Annotated in this window: 15 protein-coding genes and 1 tRNA gene; 12 read left to right on the forward strand and 4 right to left on the reverse strand. The window is 70.0% G+C overall.

The features are described from left to right. Positions 1 to 6: 6 nt before the first annotated feature. Positions 7 to 912 (reverse strand): 5-dehydro-4-deoxyglucarate dehydratase, encoded by a 906-nt coding sequence (locus E5671_RS42155; RefSeq protein ID WP_237330942.1) that lies wholly within the window; start codon positions 910 to 912, stop codon positions 7 to 9. A gap of 189 nt (positions 913 to 1101) precedes the next feature. Here E5671_RS42155 and E5671_RS42160 point away from each other — a divergent pair, with 189 nt between their 5' ends. The 8 genes from E5671_RS42160 (at position 1102) to E5671_RS42195 (ending at position 7479) form a co-directional block, all read left to right on the forward strand. Next, positions 1102 to 1932 (forward strand): IclR family transcriptional regulator, encoded by an 831-nt coding sequence (locus E5671_RS42160; RefSeq protein WP_160509476.1) that lies wholly within the window; start codon positions 1102 to 1104, stop codon positions 1930 to 1932. Between the two features lie 55 nt (positions 1933 to 1987). Beyond that, positions 1988 to 2311: an ArsR/SmtB family transcription factor gene (locus E5671_RS42165; protein WP_160509477.1), complete on the forward strand. Its 324-nt coding sequence runs from the start codon at positions 1988 to 1990 to the stop codon at positions 2309 to 2311. Continuing rightward, positions 2277 to 2657, forward strand: coding sequence for a VOC family protein (locus E5671_RS42170; protein WP_160509478.1), 381 nt, complete (start codon positions 2277 to 2279; stop codon positions 2655 to 2657). Before E5671_RS42165 ends, E5671_RS42170 begins: the two co-directional genes overlap by 35 nt. A 41-nt stretch (positions 2658 to 2698) precedes the next feature. Then, on the forward strand, positions 2699 to 3268 hold the full coding sequence (locus E5671_RS42175) for a mycothiol transferase (protein WP_160509479.1): 570 nt from the start codon (positions 2699 to 2701) through the stop codon (positions 3266 to 3268). 336 nt (positions 3269 to 3604) lie between these two features. Then, on the forward strand, positions 3605 to 4849 hold the full coding sequence (locus E5671_RS42180) for a PP2C family protein-serine/threonine phosphatase (protein WP_237330363.1): 1245 nt from the start codon (positions 3605 to 3607) through the stop codon (positions 4847 to 4849). Positions 4850 to 4919: 70 nt separating this feature from the next. Further along, positions 4920 to 6491, forward strand: coding sequence for a sensor histidine kinase (locus E5671_RS42185; protein WP_202122731.1), 1572 nt, complete (start codon positions 4920 to 4922; stop codon positions 6489 to 6491). Continuing rightward, positions 6488 to 6763 carry a hypothetical protein gene (locus E5671_RS42190; protein WP_160509481.1) on the forward strand — a complete coding sequence of 92 codons (276 nt, stop codon included), beginning with the start codon at positions 6488 to 6490 and terminating at the stop codon, positions 6761 to 6763. Before E5671_RS42185 ends, E5671_RS42190 begins: the two co-directional genes overlap by 4 nt. Before the next feature lie 74 nt (positions 6764 to 6837). Further along, positions 6838 to 7479: a methyltransferase domain-containing protein gene (locus E5671_RS42195; protein WP_160509482.1), complete on the forward strand. Its 642-nt coding sequence runs from the start codon at positions 6838 to 6840 to the stop codon at positions 7477 to 7479. A 56-nt stretch (positions 7480 to 7535) separates the two neighbouring features. On the opposite strand, the gene E5671_RS42200 is transcribed toward E5671_RS42195, so the two are convergent. Beyond that, entirely contained in the window at positions 7536 to 8153 is a 618-nt protein-coding gene (locus tag E5671_RS42200; RefSeq protein WP_160509483.1) for a GNAT family N-acetyltransferase, read from the reverse strand. 458 nt (positions 8154 to 8611) lie between these two features. Between E5671_RS42200 and E5671_RS42205 the strand changes: the two genes are divergently transcribed. The 3 genes from E5671_RS42205 (at position 8612) to E5671_RS42215 (ending at position 11067) form a co-directional block, all read left to right on the forward strand. Beyond that, positions 8612 to 8731 (forward strand) — tRNA-OTHER (locus tag E5671_RS42205). 70 nt (positions 8732 to 8801) lie between these two features. Beyond that, positions 8802 to 9293, forward strand: coding sequence for a hypothetical protein (locus tag E5671_RS42210; RefSeq protein WP_237330364.1), 492 nt, complete (start codon positions 8802 to 8804; stop codon positions 9291 to 9293). Between the two features lie 73 nt (positions 9294 to 9366). Further along, positions 9367 to 11067 (forward strand): ABC-F family ATP-binding cassette domain-containing protein, encoded by a 1701-nt coding sequence (locus E5671_RS42215; protein WP_160509484.1) that lies wholly within the window; start codon positions 9367 to 9369, stop codon positions 11065 to 11067. 17 nt (positions 11068 to 11084) lie between these two features. Here E5671_RS42215 and E5671_RS42220 read toward each other — a convergent pair whose 3' ends face one another. Continuing rightward, on the reverse strand, positions 11085 to 11795 hold the full coding sequence (locus E5671_RS42220) for a heparin lyase I family protein (RefSeq protein WP_160509485.1): 711 nt from the start codon (positions 11793 to 11795) through the stop codon (positions 11085 to 11087). A 307-nt stretch (positions 11796 to 12102) separates the two neighbouring features. Here E5671_RS42220 and E5671_RS42225 point away from each other — a divergent pair, with 307 nt between their 5' ends. Then, on the forward strand, positions 12103 to 13854 hold the full coding sequence (locus tag E5671_RS42225) for an alpha-L-fucosidase (protein WP_160509486.1): 1752 nt from the start codon (positions 12103 to 12105) through the stop codon (positions 13852 to 13854). A gap of 3 nt (positions 13855 to 13857) precedes the next feature. On the opposite strand, the gene E5671_RS42230 is transcribed toward E5671_RS42225, so the two are convergent. After that, positions 13858 to 14514: a maleylpyruvate isomerase N-terminal domain-containing protein gene (locus tag E5671_RS42230; protein ID WP_160509487.1), complete on the reverse strand. Its 657-nt coding sequence runs from the start codon at positions 14512 to 14514 to the stop codon at positions 13858 to 13860. Positions 14515 to 14519 lie beyond the last annotated feature (5 nt).

Here is a 14519-nt window from a genome sequence, read left to right on the forward strand (position 1 = left end):
GAGGGTTCAGGCCCTGTGCCGGGCGGCCGAGACCAGATCGAGTCCGGCGTCCAGCACCTTCTCCAGGTCGGCGATGTCGTCCGGGCCGGGGTCGGTGAGGGGCGCGCGCACCGGGCCGACCGGGAGGCCGCGCAGCCGGGCGGCGGCCTTGACCAGCGAGACGGCGTATCCCGGCGCCCGGTCGCGCAGTTCGACCAGCGGGACGTAGAAGTCCCTCAGAAGCCGGTCCACCGCCGCGTCGTCCCGCTCCCGCAGCGCGGCGAAGAAGGCGTCGGCGATCTCGGGGGCGAAGGCGTGGACGGCGGAGGAGTAGGCGGGGACGCCGACGGTGCTGTAGGCGCGGGCCTGGATCTCCGCGGTGGCGGCGCCGTTGAAGAAGAGGAACCCGTCGGGGGCGGCAAGGGTCAGGCGCTGCAGCCGATCGAGGTCGCTGTGCCCGTCCTTGAGGCCGATGACGGCGGGGATGCCGGCGACGCGGCGCAGGGCGTCGGCGCTGAAGGTGACCTGGCCGCGCTGGTAGGCGATGAGGGGCAGCCGGGTGCCGGCGGCGATGCGGCGCAGCTGTTCCACCAGGCCGTCCTGCGAGGCCTCGACCAGGTAATGGGGCATCACCAACAGGGCGTCCGCGCCCTCTTCCTCCGCGATCCGGGCGAACCGCAGCGACTGGGCCCACCCGTATCCGGTGCCCGCCACCACCGGCAGACGGCCGTCGGCGACCTCGACCGTGACCCTGACGACCGCGCGGTACTCCTCCTCGTCGAGTGAGAAGAACTCGCCGGTCCCGCAGGCGGGGAACACCGCGCCCGGCTCCGTCGCCAACTGGCCTGTCAGATAAGCCCGGTAGGCCTCCACGTCGAGGCTGCCGTCACTCCCCATGCTCGTGAGGGGGAAGGACAGCACGCCGCGCGCCATTCCCTCTCGCAGCCGCTGGGCAACGTCCTGGGGCGTCGTACTGAGCTTGTTCGTACTGAGCTTGTTCGTGCTGAGCGCGTTCACGAATCTCATCTCTATATGCAGATGGCGTCCACGTATGAGAATGGAGGCTAGAGTCATGAACGATCAGGGGTCAATGGGTCGGCGCCGCGGATCTACGATGGGCGCATGTCGGAGAGCGGAACGGGCCGCGGGGCGGACGCGGGCGTCCGCGAGGCGGGCGCGGGTGTCCGTGGGGTGAAGTCGGCGCTGCGCACGGTGGCGCTCCTTGAACTGCTCGCCGAGCGCGCCGACCGGCCCGCCCGTCTGGACGAGCTCGCCGAGGAGTTGGACGTACCGCGCAGCAGCATGTACCAGCTGCTGCGGACCCTGACCGACTGCGGCTGGGTGCGCACCGACACCACCGGATCCCTCTACGGCATCGGGATCCGCACGCTGCTGACGGGCACGAGTTACCTGGACGCCGATGGACGGGTACGGGCCATCCGCCCGTATCTGGACGAGGCGTCGGACGCCCTGGGCGAGACGATCCACCTGGCACGGCTCGACGGCCCGCACGTCGTGTACCTCGCGACCCGTGAGTCGCACGAGTACCTGCGCACCATCAGCCGCGTCGGCCGCCGCGTCCCCGCGCACGCCGGGGCCCTGGGGAAGGCACTTCTCGCCGAGCGCTCGGACGACGAACTCCCTCTCCCCGAAGGGGCGTTGACCGCCCGCACGCCGAGTACGCACACCGACCGTGCCGCCCTGCTCGCCGACCTGGGGCGAGTGCGTGAACGCGGCTACGCCATCGACCGCGAGGAGACGGTGACCGGGATCGCAGGCTTCGGTTTCGCCCTGCGGTACGACGTTCCGGCCGTCGACGCCATCAGCTGCTCGGTGCCCGTGGCCCGGCTCACCGATGCACACCAGAGCCGCGTCGTGTCCGTCATGCGGGAGATCCAGGCGAAGATCGAAAGCCTCCTGTCGCCCGTCTCGGGCGCTCCCGACTGGCGCTGACCGGGTCCGTCGGCTGCCTTGATAGGTAAGCTGCCACTTGCCTATGGTGGGGGTCATGTCGGAGGATGTTTTCAAGGCGCTGGCCGACCCCACCCGTCGGCGCATCCTTGATGAGCTGGTGGAACGGGACGGGCAGACCCTGTTCGAGATATGCGCCAGGCTCCTGAACAAGCACGGTCTGGGGCTGTCACGCCAGGCCATCAGCCAGCACCTGGCGGTGCTGGAAACCGCCGGCCTCGTCCATTCGCGACGCGAAGGCCGCTACAAGTTCCACGACCTGAACACCGAACCGCTCGAGCTCATCGTGACCCGATGGCTCAGGCCAGAAGCACCGGAGCGCACCCATGAGGATCCACCTGACCAGCGTTTTCGTCGATGACCAGGAGAAGGCCCTGCGCTTCTACACCGACGTGCTCGGCTTCGTGAAGAAGCACGACGTCCCCGTCGGCGATGACCGGTGGCTGACCGTGGTGTCGCCGGAGGACCCCGAAGGGACCGAGCTGCTCCTTGAGCCCTCCGGCCATCCCGCGGTGCAGCCGTACAAGACGGCGCTGGTCGAGGACGGCATCCCCGTGACCTCCTTCGCCGTGGAGGACGTGGCCGCGGAGTTCGACCGCCTGCGTGGGCTCGGGGTGAAGTTCACCCAGGAGCCGGTGGAGATGGGCCCGGTCACCACCGCGGTCCTCGACGACACCTGCGGCAACCTCATTCAGATCCAGCACTGAGCCGCGTAATTCGGTAGCGCGCCGGGTCCTCGCGGACGACCATGTGCCGCATGAGCGACCAACCCGATCGATGGAGCCAGGCAACCACCTACCCCGACATGTGGGTGGACCCGGACGACGACCCCCGCAACAGCGACGGAGTCAGTCCGGACGGAGAGCTGGCGACGCTCGAGGACTTCCTGACGGGCTACCGCATGACCCTGAAGATGAAGTGCGAGGGCCTGGACGCGGAGCAACTCGCCCGGCGGTCGGTTCCGCCGTCGACACTGTCCCTGCTCGGCCTGCTGCGGCACCTCGCCGAGGTGGAACGGGACTGGCGCAACTGGATCAGGGACGGCGAGCCCCTGCCGAAGCTGTACGGCGAGCGCGACGCGGACTTCAACGGGGCTGTCGGCGAGCAGGCGGTGGTCGACGCCGCACACGCCGACCTCGCGCGCGAACAGGCGGCGTTGGACGCCGAACTGGCCGAACACCCGGACCTGGGCGAGCGTTTGGGCAAGGAAGGCTTCGCCGTCCGGGAACTGATGGTGCACAGGATCGAGGAGTACGCCCGTCACTGCGGGCAGGCCGACCTGTTGCGCGAGTGCATCGACGGCAGGGTGGGCCAGTGACGGGCTCCGGGGGGAGCGGGTTCGGGGTGGCGGAGGCGCACCACTCGTAAACCCTTGCGGTGTGCGCCCCTTGTGGGTGTCCCTGCCCACGTCCGTTGCTCGGCCGCGGCCCGTCGCATTGACGATCGGCTACCGAGCGGTGTGTGCGTTGTGCGAAGATCCGGAGACCGTTCGACGGTTGCCGCGGCGGGCTCGCCGTGGCGGTCGCGTCGGCAACGACCGCATGGCCAGGCGGACTTACCGGGTGAGGAAGGCGGGAACACAGCGGTGGCCTCACAGCCATGGACTTCCGGCGTACGTGCGGCCGGCGAGAGCGACACCGCAGAAGCCCGGAAGTTGTCGCAGCCATCGGTCTTACTGGTCGAGGACGATCCCGGCGACGCGCTCCTGGTCGAGGAACTCCTCGCCGACAGTGCTTTGAAGATGCGTCTGCGGTGGGTGCGTTCCATGGCCGAGGCGCGTGAGGCAATGACCCTCGAAGTGCCGGACTGCGTGCTGCTCGACCTGCATCTGCCGGACGCCCAGGGGCTGGAAGCCGTGTCCATGGTCCGGTCCCAGGCCGATCAGGTCGCGGTCGTCGTGCTCACGGGTCTCGCCGAGGAGGAGACCGGTTCCGCCGCCGTGGCCGCCGGGGCCCAGGACTACCTCGTCAAGGGCCGCGTCGAACCGGAGTTGTTCGGCCGCGCCGTGCGCTACGCCATCCAGCGCAAGCAGGCCGAGCAGGCGGCCGTCGCCCTGCAGGCCAGCCAGATGCAGGCACAGGAGAACATCAGGCTGGAGCGCGGACTGCTGCCCAGACCGCTCCTGAACAGTGCGGGCGTGGACGTCGTCGCCCGCTACCGGCCCGGCCGCGCCCAGTCTCTGCTGGGTGGCGACTTCTACGACATCGTCCAGAGCGCGGACGGCACCGTGCACGCGCTCATAGGGGACGTCTCCGGCCACGGCCCCGATGAGGCGGCCCTCGGCGTGGCCCTGCGCATCGCCTGGCGCACGCTGGTGCTCAGCGGCGTCACCGGCCCCGAACAGGTGGGCAGGCTCGAGGAGATCATGCTGGCGGAGCGGGTCAAGCCGTACGTCTTCGCCACGCTGACGAGCCTCTCCGTACCCGCCGGGGCACCGCACGCGCGGCTGACGCGTGCAGGCCACCCCGGGATGCTGCTGCGCACCGCGGCGGGCGGCGTCGAGTGGGTGGAGGTGGTCGGCGGTCCCGCCCTGGGCGTCGCGCCCGGTGTTCCGTTCTGGCCGGTCGAGGAGGTGACGCTGCCCGCGGGGTCGGCGCTGGTGCTGTTCACCGACGGCCTTTTCGAAGGTCATGTCGGCGATGGGCGCGAGCGTCTCGGCGAACAGGGACTGCTGCGCATCGCCCGGGAGTTGGGCGCGCTGACACCGGCGGCTTTCGTCGACACGCTGATCCAGCGGGCCGAGAACCTCGCGGAGGCGCAGGGCGGCCTAGCCGACGACGTGGCCGTGGTGCACCTGCACTGGCACGGTGACGGCGAAGGGCCGACGAGAGCCGTGGCCGAGGGCCGCTACAAGAGCAGTATCGGAGAACGCAGTATCGGAGAACAACGCCGTGGTTGAGACGACGAGCAGAGCATGGATCGGCCGCCGGCTGACCGTGCAGGGCTGGTTCCAGCTGATCCTTGTCCTCATGGTGCTCCTGGTGGTGGCAGGCACCGTGGTCGGCGCCCGCCTGCTGGGCCGGACCGCTGACGTGACCGACCAGTTGGCCGATCGCCTGCAGCCGGCCCGCACGCAGACATACCGCCTGCAGGCCGCGCTGGTGAGCCAGGAGTCCGGCGTCCGGGGCTACGCCATCACTGCCGACCGCCAGTTCCTGGAGCCCTATGCGCGGGGCAAGCGGGACGAGGCCCGCGCCGCCGCTCAGCTGCGCGCACTCATCGGGGACCAGCCCCGGCTGATGGCGGACCTCAAGGCGGTCCAGCGGGAGGCTGCGGACTGGCGGCGCGCGTACGCCGATCCGCTGGTGGACGAGGTCACGCCCGGTGAGCCGCGCGCCATAGCCGAGGCGAACGCCGAGCGCGGCAAGGAGGTCTTCGACCAGATCCGCACCGTATGGGCCGCGCAGAACGCCGACCTGGCCCAGGCTGTCGCCGACGGCAAGGCCGAGCTGGACAGCTCCCGTACGGTGCGCACCGTGATCCTCGGCGCCATGGTGGCGGTCTTCCTGCTGGCCGGTGTCGCCCTGGCGTTCCTGGTGCGCGCGCTGGTGGCCCGGCCCCTGGAAGCGCTGCGTGTCTCATCCCGCCAAGTGGCGCGCGGCGATTTCGACCACGTCATCACGGTCGACGGTCCCGCGGACCTCAGGGCGGTGGCAGCGGACGTAGAGGGCATGCGGCAGCAGATCGTCGAGGAACTGGGAGCCTCGCGCAGGCAGCGGGACGCGTTGACCCAGCAGGCGGACGAACTGGACGCCCAGGCCGTGGAACTCCGCCGCTCGAACGCCGAACTGGAGCAGTTCGCCTACGTCGCCTCCCACGATCTGCAGGAGCCACTGCGCAAGGTCGCCTCCTTCTGCCAGCTCCTCGAGAAACGGTACGCAGACACACTCGACGACCGCGCCAAGCAGTACATCGACTTCGCCGTCGACGGCGCCAAGCGCATGCAGGTCCTCATCAACGACCTGCTCACCTTCTCCCGCGTCGGGCGCCTCAACGACGCCCGGGTGCCCGTCGATCTGGACCAGGCCCTCACGAAGGCGCTCGCCAACCTGGACACCTCCGTCCGGGACACCGGCGCCCTCATCGAGCGTCCTGAGGGTCTCCCCGAGATCGTCGGCGACCCGACGCTCCTGACGATGCTCTGGCAGAACCTCGTCGGCAACGCCGTCAAGTTCCACCACCCCGAACGCACCCCGCGGATCCAGATCACCTGCGAGGAGGACGAGAGCTCGGGCACCTGGAGCTTCAGCGTCACCGACAACGGCATCGGCATCCCCGAGGAGTTCGCGGAGAAGGTCTTCGTGATCTTCCAGCGCCTGCACGGCCGGGATGCCTACGGGGGCACCGGCATCGGCCTCGCCCTGTGCAAGAAGATCGTCGAGCACCACGGCGGCCACATCTGGATCGACAGCGGCTATGCCGGGGGAGCTCGTCTCTGCTTCACCCTGCCGTCCGATGCTGATGCCGATGCCGATCCAGATGTGGCCGCCGACACCGCCGAGGACACCGTGTCCCGCACCGAGGAGAAGGCCCTGACATGACCACCCCCTCCGCCGCGCCGATCGACGTGCTCCTCGTGGAGGACGACCCGGGCGACGAGCTGATGACGCGCGAGGCGTTCGAGGACAACAAGATCCGCAACACGCTGCACGTGGTCCGGGACGGCGAGGAAGCGCTCGACTTCCTGTACCAGCGGGGCGAGCACACGGCGGCGCGGCGCCCCGACATCGACCTGGACCAGTTCATCGCCGCCGTACGCCAGATCGACGACTTCTTCGTCCAGGTGGTACGCCTGCCGCGACGCCACGGCTGAGCAGACGCGGGGCGGCGTTGCGGGGGAGGGGGTGTCGATGTCGTTGTGATGGGCACCCACTAGATTCCTCGGCTGTGACTGATACTTCCTCCTACCTCGATACGACAGCGGACGCCTACGACGCCATCGCCGACGTCTACGCCGAACTCGTCCGCGACGCGTACGACGCCCTGCCGCTGGACCGTGCGCTGCTCGCCGCGTTCGCCGAGCTCGCGTCGGCCCACGATGCCGGTCCCGTAGCCGAGTTGGGATGCGGCCCTGGACAGACGACGGCGCTCCTACGGGACCTGGGTCTCGACGTCTTCGGCATCGACCTGTCGCCGGTGATGATCGATCTCGCCCGCGAGAGCTACCCGGACCTGCGGTTCGAGGTCGGTTCCATGGATGCCCTCGACCTGCCCGACGGCAAGCTGAGCGGCATCCTGTCCTGGTACTCGGTCATCCACACCCCTCCCCAGGAACTGCCTCCGTACTTCGCCGAGTTCCGGCGGGTCATCGCGACGGGCGGCCATCTCCTGCTCGGCTTCTTCGAGTCGGAGGGCCTCCCGGTCACGCCGTTCGACCACAAGGTGACGACGGCCTACCGCTGGCCGATCGAGGGCCTCGCGGAGCTTGCCCGCGAGGCCGGGTTCGTCGAAGTCGGCCGGATGCTGCGTGAGCCGATCGAGGGTGAACGGTTCCGCCGCGGCCATCTCCTGATGCGCGCAGACTCCTGATGAGCTGAGGCTCTTGATGCGTTCAGGCTCTTGATGCGCTCAGGTGCGTACGTAACTCAGGCGTCGGCCGGGCGGCGCGGCTCGCGGCGCATCGACCACAAGGTCGGTCCGCCGCCCGGCAGTTGGACCTCGCCGAGCACCGTGAAGCCGAAGTGCTCGTAGACGGGGAGGTTCGAGGGCTTGGAGGATTCCAGGTAGACGGGCAGGCCGTCCGCGTCGGCCTTGGCGAGGCCCGAGCGGAGCAGGGCCGCTCCGTGGCCCTGGCCCTGGGCGGCCGGGTCCGCGCCGACCACGGCCAGGTACCAGTGCGGTTCCTGGGGGCCGTGCTCGGCGGCCGCCGCCGCGGCCTCCTGGAACAGGGAGGCCCGGTCGCCGAGAATCCCCACGAGCTCCTGAATGGTCTCCGCGTCGGGAACGGCCTTGTCCTGTGCGCCCGGCGGCACCCAGTAGGCCGCAGCCGACGCGGTGTGCTCGCAGACGCCGTGGTGGACGTACTGCCGGGTGAAGAGGGTGGCGAAGTAGCGGCCGAGTCCTGCCTCGCGCGTGGTGTCGTCGGGGAAGAACCAGCACATCATCGGGTCGTCGCCGAAAGCACGGGCCAGGGTGCGGCCGATCTGCGAAGCATCGTCGATCGTGGCCGTCTTGGGAGTGTTCGTTATCGACATACGGGTCATTCTGCACCCGATGATCTTCGTCGGTCGGGCCGGGCCCCCGTTCGCGCACCCGGGCCAACACGCGGGCCAATGGGCCGTTCTGGGCGGGCAGTTCGGCGGGCAGTTCAGGGAACGGCCGAGCGGACGTCTTGCGCGTCCGGGGCGCCGTCGATCATGGCCTCGCCGAACACGGCGGTCAGCGCCCGCGCGATCAGGTCCGGCAGCGCGGACCGCCCGTCGTCCTCGGCTCAGCGCACGTCCTCGGCTCAGCGCACCAACGCCGTGTCGCCATCGGTGGTCTCGCCCTCAGGCCGTAGATCAAGGGCAGGCTAGCGGGAACCGCTCGTTCGCCGTCAGGGCCGCGCCCTGCCCCAGGTCGTCGACGCCTGGGCGTTCGGGCCGCGGCGATAATGGACTCGCCCCCGCCCGGCGCTGTCCCTATCCTCGGCTGAGCGGGATCGCGCGGTCCCGCAGGTTGCGGAGCCGTGGCAGAGCGGCCCATTGCGATCGGCGTGAGGGAAGCCCCTCTCACGCCGACTGACGGGAGCCGGGCGGGCCTTGCCCTTCCCTGTCCGCGGGTTCGAATCCCGCCGGCGCCGCAGCCGACCCGCGCCCCTGCACACGCACATGGCCACGCCACCGCCTCCGCCTCCGCTGACTGGAGTTCGCATGAGCACGCCCGCCCCCGCCCCCGCTGCCCCGGTCTTCGTCGGACCGGAACAGACCGCGGCCGTCGGGCGAGGGCAGATCAGCGTCCTGTGGTCGCTCGGCGACCGCACGAGGGATCTGGACGCCGATGTCGTCCGGCTGGCCCCGGGCGCGGGCATCGGTGAGCACACGGAGGAGGAGTTCGGGGTACTGCTCACCGTGCTGAACGGCGCCGGTGAGCTCCGTACCCCGGACACGACCTGGCAGCTCACACCCGGCGCCCTCGCCTGGCTTCCCGCGGGCATCACCCGGTGCGTGGACGCGGGAGCGGAGGGGCTCGTCTACACGACTGCCCATCGTCGCCGTCCGGCCCCCGGCACCGGCCCGGCCGAGGGCTCCGAAGCGGGCGAGCCGGTGTGCCTGCTCGGCCTCGTCTGCCCCGAGTGCGGCCGGCTCGCCGCCGAGCGCGACGCCCGCTACTGCGCCCGCTGCGGAACGCCGTTGGCCGACTGACGGGTACGGGCCAACGCCCGGCGGTGGCTGTGACTTTCCGGCGGTTCTCGGCGCAAGACAGGAGCTCCTCACCATGTCCGATACGATGGCGGGCCAACCCGGTGCCCAGGACGTCCTGTCCGGAGACCACCGCTCCGCGCACCTCATCGCCGAGAACGTGCACTGCGTGCTCGGGGACCGGATGGTGCTCCGCGATGTCTCGCTCAAGGTGTCCCGGGGCGAGCGGGTAGGCCTGATCGGCGAGAACGGCCGGGGCAAGTCGACGCTGCTGCGCGCGATCGCCGGTGAACTCCCGCTGCGGCGGGGCCAGGTCGTACGAGCGGTCGCGGGCCAGGTGGGCTTCCTGCCGCAGCAGCCCGGGTTCCCTGCCGGAGCGACCATCGAGACCGTGATCGCGCGGGCGACCGCCGAGTTCGCCGACATGGCCGAACGGATGCGGGACGCCGAGGAGTTGATGTCGTCGGGCAAGGACGACCTGAACGAGGTGCTCAGCGAGTACGGCAGGCTCCAGGACGAGTTCGCCCGACGCGGCGGATGGGAACTCGACGCCCGCATCGGCGAGGTCCTTGACGTCTTCGGCCTCGGCGGCCTGGACCGGCGCCGACCCACGGAGACCCTCTCGGGAGGCGAGCGCTCCCGCCTGGCGCTCGCCGAGCTCGTCCTCACCGAACCCGCCGGGCTGCTCCTCGACGAGCCGACCAACCACCTCGACGACCGTGCGGTGGACTGGCTCGTGCAGTGGCTGGACCGGTACCAGGGGCCGTGCCTCATCGCGTCGCACGACCGGCTGCTGCTCGACACCGCCGTCACGGCCATCGTCGACCTGGACGGATCCCGCGGCTCGACCGTGCGCTACGGCGGCGGCTACCGCGACTACCTCGACGCGCGTGCCGCGGCCCACACACGCTGGTGGCAGCAGTACCGCGACTGGCGCCAGGAACTGGCCGAGGCGCGGCGGCGGCTCGACAGGGCCGGCAGATCCGGCCGCACCTTCGGTGCGATGCGGGACAGCGACAAGCTGTCCTACAACCTCGCTGGGGGCGGTGCCCAGGCCGCCGCGTCCCGCGCGACCCGCGCGGCCCGGCAGCAATTGGCGCGGCTCCTCGACGAGGAAGTGCAACGCCCGCCCCAGCCGCTGGCCTTCCAGCCCCCTGTCCAGGCGTCGGAGGGTGCGGAGCCGCCCGCCGGGGTGCTGCTCCGGGCCGAGGGCCTGGTCGTCGGCGATGTGGTGCGGGGCGTGGACCTGGAGCTCGCCCCCGGTTCGCTGCACGTGATCACCGGAGTGAACGGCGCGGGCAAGTCCACGCTCCTGGCCGCCCTGGCAGGCCTACGGTCGCCCGACGCAGGGGTGATCGTACGTGAACCGGGTCTGCGCGTCGGCTACTTGCCGCAGGAGAGCCACTTCTCCCAGGAGGGGCGCGGCGTCCTCGCCACCTTCGCCGCGCACCGCGCGGCCTACGCCGACGACGCCGCGAGGGAGCTGACCCGATTCGGCCTGTTCGGGCCCTCGGACTTCGATGTGCCGGTGAACCGTCTTTCCGTGGGCCAGTTGCGACGCCTCGAACTCGCGCTGCTGTTCTCGCGGCGCCCGCACCTGCTGCTGCTCGACGAGCCGAGCAACCACCTCAGTCTGGCTCTGGTCGAGCAACTGCAGGAGGCGGTCGAGCAGTTCACCGGCCCGGTCGTGATGGTCACCCACGACCGGGCCCTGCGCGAACGCCATCAGAGCAGGCTGCTGGAGCTGTCCGAGGGGCGGCTGGTCCAGCGGGCCTGAGGGCGGCGCGGCCGACGTCAGCCGTCCACATCTCCGTACGTCGTGCCGACCTTGAGCCCGTCGATCCAGTTGATGACGCGCTTGTCCTTGACCTCGGCGCCGTAGGTCCCGAAGCGGGTGTCATTGCCCAGGTCGTCCCAGGTGCGGCCGGAGAACTCGGCGACCTTGGTGCCGTTGTAGAAGGCCGCCACCCACCCGGCGGAGGCATCGGACGAGGTGTGGATGCCGAGCACGACGCGCTTGTACGTACTGGTCGTGACGGGCGTGGACCACTTCAGGGTCCACTTCTCGCCGACCTCGATGTGGAACAGCTTGAGGACCCCGCCCTCGACCTTCATCAACACCGGGTAGTTCTGCTGGTGTTGGTCGTTGGTGCCGTACGACTTCCACTGGAAGATCGTGCCCGCGTCCGGGGTGTTGGTGGAGGTGTCCCAGCCGATCCAGTACGTCGAGTTGTTCTTGAAGGTGTACCGCGAACCGCCGACGCTGATCCCGTGGGCTTCGCAACGCTCAAGGCCGAGCGGCTTGTTGAACTTGAAGACCTGGCCGCGGCCGTCGTTGTTGTCCTGCGCGGAGACGCTTCCGGGGGAGTCGCACAGCGTCGAGGAGAACACTCCGGTCCCGCCGGACGCGTCCCCGTCCCAGATGACGGAGGCGTCGGCGGGTGCGGCGGTGAGCAGGACCAGGGAGGAGGTGGCGGCCGTGAGCGTGCCGGTTCGCTTGCGCATGAGGGGGCTCCTTGCGAGTGGGGGGGAGGGGCTCGCGGGGCTGTGTGTCACCCGTGCGACGGGTGGAGAGTAAGCGGTTTCTAGCACGGGCACGGCTGAACGCTCAAGGGAGAAGCGCCAGTTGGGCGCTTCGACGCGGAAACCGGTATCTGTCGCAAGCCGGTCCGTCGGGGGTGGTGACGCCACGCCGTCGCGCATCTAACATCCGATGTACCCGCCCCCATCCCTCCCTCGTGTCGCGCAGAGCGCCTGTGTGGGCTCTTAACGTCGGATGAATCAACAGGGGCAGTTGTAGAGGAGATTCGTGATGCGCAAGGTGATCGGCGTCATGCTCGCACTCCTGCTCGCGGTCGTCGCCGACGTCGGAGCAGCCGCCGCAAGCCCTCCCACAGCGGTCGCCCCTCAGGACGACCGGACAGGCGGGCCCCGTACCCAAGGCATTCCCGGCGAGATCGAGCCCAGCGACGACAAGGACCTCGCGGCCTGGCAGCGGCTCCAGTACGGGATGTTCATCCACTGGGGCCTGTTCTCCGAACTGGGAGGCGTGTGGCAGGGCGAACCGGTCACCAAGGGCTACAGCGAACAGATCCAGATGTGGGCCGACATCTCCGAGGAGGAGTACCTCGAAGTGGCCCAGCGGTTCAGGCCCGACCGGTTCGACCCCGCCGAGATCTGCTCCCTCGTGAAGCAGGCGGGGATGCGCTACGTGGTCATCACCAGCAAGCATCATGACGGCTTCTCCATGTTCGACACCGACACCACCGGCTACGACGTCGTCGACGCGACCCCGTACGGAAAGGACCCGCTGAAGGCGCTCGCCGACGAATGCCGCAGCCAGGGACTGAAGTTCGGCTTCTACTTCTCACTCGTCGACTGGCACCAGGGCCACGACTTCGACGGCAACAACAACAATCCGATCCCCGCATCGATGGAACCCGTCATCGAGGGGCAGCTCCGTGAGCTGATGACCGGGTACGGGGACATCGCCGAGGTGTGGTTCGACATGTCCTCACCCACTGCCGCACAGAGCGAGAAATTCGCCGGGATCGTCCGCGAACTCCAGCCGAAGGCCGCGGTCAACAGCCGCGTGTGGAACAACAAGGGCGACTTCCGCACGCTCGGCGACAACGAAATTCCCTCGGTGGCGCTCGACGGCGCCTGGCAGACACCCGCGTCGGTCTACCACGAGACCTGGGGCTACCGCAGCTGGCAGAAGCGTGACGATCTGCCCGGCAAGATCAGAGACTTGGTCGGCGGTCTTACCGGCGTACGCGCCCGCGGCGGCAACTACCTCCTCAACATCGGTCCGCGCGGCGACGGTTCGGTCGTGGAGTTCGAGGCCGACGTCCTGCGCGGCATGGGCGACTGGCTCAGGCGCCACCCGGGCGCCGTACTCGGGGCGTCGGCCACGCGCTTCGGCGGACAGCCGTGGGGCGAGGTCACCGTCAACGGCCCCGACCTGTTCCTGCACGTGACCCAGTGGCCGAAGTCCGGTGAACTCCGGCTGCCGGGCCTGGCCACCTCCGTACGCGATGTCCGCGAGGACGGCTCGAAGGACCGGCTCGATCGGCGCTGGGACAGGGACGACCTCGTCGTGACGCTGCCCGACCGCCCACACGACGACGTGCTCCCCGTCGTGAAGGTCGAACTCGGCGGCGAACTCCGGATCATCCCGGAGCGCACGGTCGCCCTCGGCCCGGACGAGGCCGCCGTCCTGGACCCCGGCGACATCGAGCACGGCTACAGCTACGCCGACAGCGGCAGCTACTACAGCACCCGCAGGACCACAGTGCGGCACACCGCCCACCTCACCGCCGACCGCGCCGAGAGGCTGACGGTGGAAGTCCGCGGTGAGGCGCGGCCCGAGGCGCTCTACCGGGTCCAGGTCGGCAAGCACTCCCGGCTTGTGCAGGGCGCGGACCTGACCCGCCGTGCCGTGGGCCCCTTCTCCGTACCCGGCGACAAGGTGACCCCCGTGACCATCAGGCTGGCAGCCCCGGAGCACGCAGGGGAGGAACTCGGCCTGCGCATCGATGAGTTGCGGGTCGCTCCCAGGTGAGGGTCAGCCGAGGACGAGCGGGAGTCTCGCGGCGAAGCCGCCCAGTTCGCCCTTCTCCGCGTCGGTCGGGGCGCGCCGCCCGGTGCCGACCAGCAGCGCGTCCGTGTCGGAGAACGAGGCGGGGAAGGCGGCGCCGGCGATCTTCTCCAGCATCTCCCGGCTCCGGGCGAGCCCCTCGGCGGGCGGTTTGGCCACGTCCGGGAGGTGCGCGATCAGGTCGAGGTGGTGCAGGGTCCATTCCATGACGTACGTGGTGAGGTAGTCGCCCGTGGTGAGGACCTCGTCGCGGGTGCTCACCCGGGCGCCGGGGTCGGCGAGTCCGGCGGCGCGGCCCGCGGCCGAACCGACGTCGTCGAGGTGGAACTTGAGCAGCCACGGCTCCTCGTACGCGGCGGCGAGCCGGACGGTCAGCGCGTCGAGCGGGTCCTCGCCGGTCGGCGGCGCCGCGGTGACGTCCCAGTAGGTCAGCGCGTCGCGGGTCGGCTCCGCGTCGGCGGGGGTCGCGAGGGTGATCAGGACGTCCTGGGAGTCGATGACCAGATGGCACACCAGATCCCGCACGAGCCAGCCGGTGCAGCCGGACGGCTGAGCGAAGGCCTCGTCGGGGAGTTCGGCGACCGCCGTGCGCAAGGCCGTCCAAGAGTGTGAGAAGAGATCCACAGCGC

This window comes from Streptomyces sp. BA2 (assembly GCF_009769735.1).
GTDB lineage: Bacteria > Actinomycetota > Actinomycetes > Streptomycetales > Streptomycetaceae > Streptomyces.

Bases quoted from the DNA above. Each gene is read 5' to 3' on its own strand.
- E5671_RS42155 (WP_237330942.1), bottom strand. From the start codon at position 912: ATGGCGCGCGGCGTGCTGTCCTTCCCCCTCACGAGCATGGGGAGTGAC.
- E5671_RS42160 (WP_160509476.1), top strand. From the start codon at position 1,102: ATGTCGGAGAGCGGAACGGGCCGCGGGGCGGACGCGGGCGTCCGCGAG.
- E5671_RS42165 (WP_160509477.1), top strand. From the start codon at position 1,988: ATGTCGGAGGATGTTTTCAAGGCGCTGGCCGACCCCACCCGTCGGCGC.
- E5671_RS42170 (WP_160509478.1), top strand. From the start codon at position 2,277: ATGAGGATCCACCTGACCAGCGTTTTCGTCGATGACCAGGAGAAGGCC.
- E5671_RS42175 (WP_160509479.1), top strand. From the start codon at position 2,699: ATGTGCCGCATGAGCGACCAACCCGATCGATGGAGCCAGGCAACCACC.
- E5671_RS42185 (WP_202122731.1), top strand. From the start codon at position 4,920: ATGGTGCTCCTGGTGGTGGCAGGCACCGTGGTCGGCGCCCGCCTGCTG.
- E5671_RS42190 (WP_160509481.1), top strand. From the start codon at position 6,488: ATGACCACCCCCTCCGCCGCGCCGATCGACGTGCTCCTCGTGGAGGAC.
- E5671_RS42200 (WP_160509483.1), bottom strand. From the start codon at position 8,153: ATGACCCGTATGTCGATAACGAACACTCCCAAGACGGCCACGATCGAC.
- E5671_RS42210 (WP_237330364.1), top strand. From the start codon at position 8,802: ATGAGCACGCCCGCCCCCGCCCCCGCTGCCCCGGTCTTCGTCGGACCG.
- E5671_RS42215 (WP_160509484.1), top strand. From the start codon at position 9,367: ATGTCCGATACGATGGCGGGCCAACCCGGTGCCCAGGACGTCCTGTCC.
- E5671_RS42220 (WP_160509485.1), bottom strand. From the start codon at position 11,795: ATGCGCAAGCGAACCGGCACGCTCACGGCCGCCACCTCCTCCCTGGTC.
- E5671_RS42225 (WP_160509486.1), top strand. From the start codon at position 12,103: ATGCGCAAGGTGATCGGCGTCATGCTCGCACTCCTGCTCGCGGTCGTC.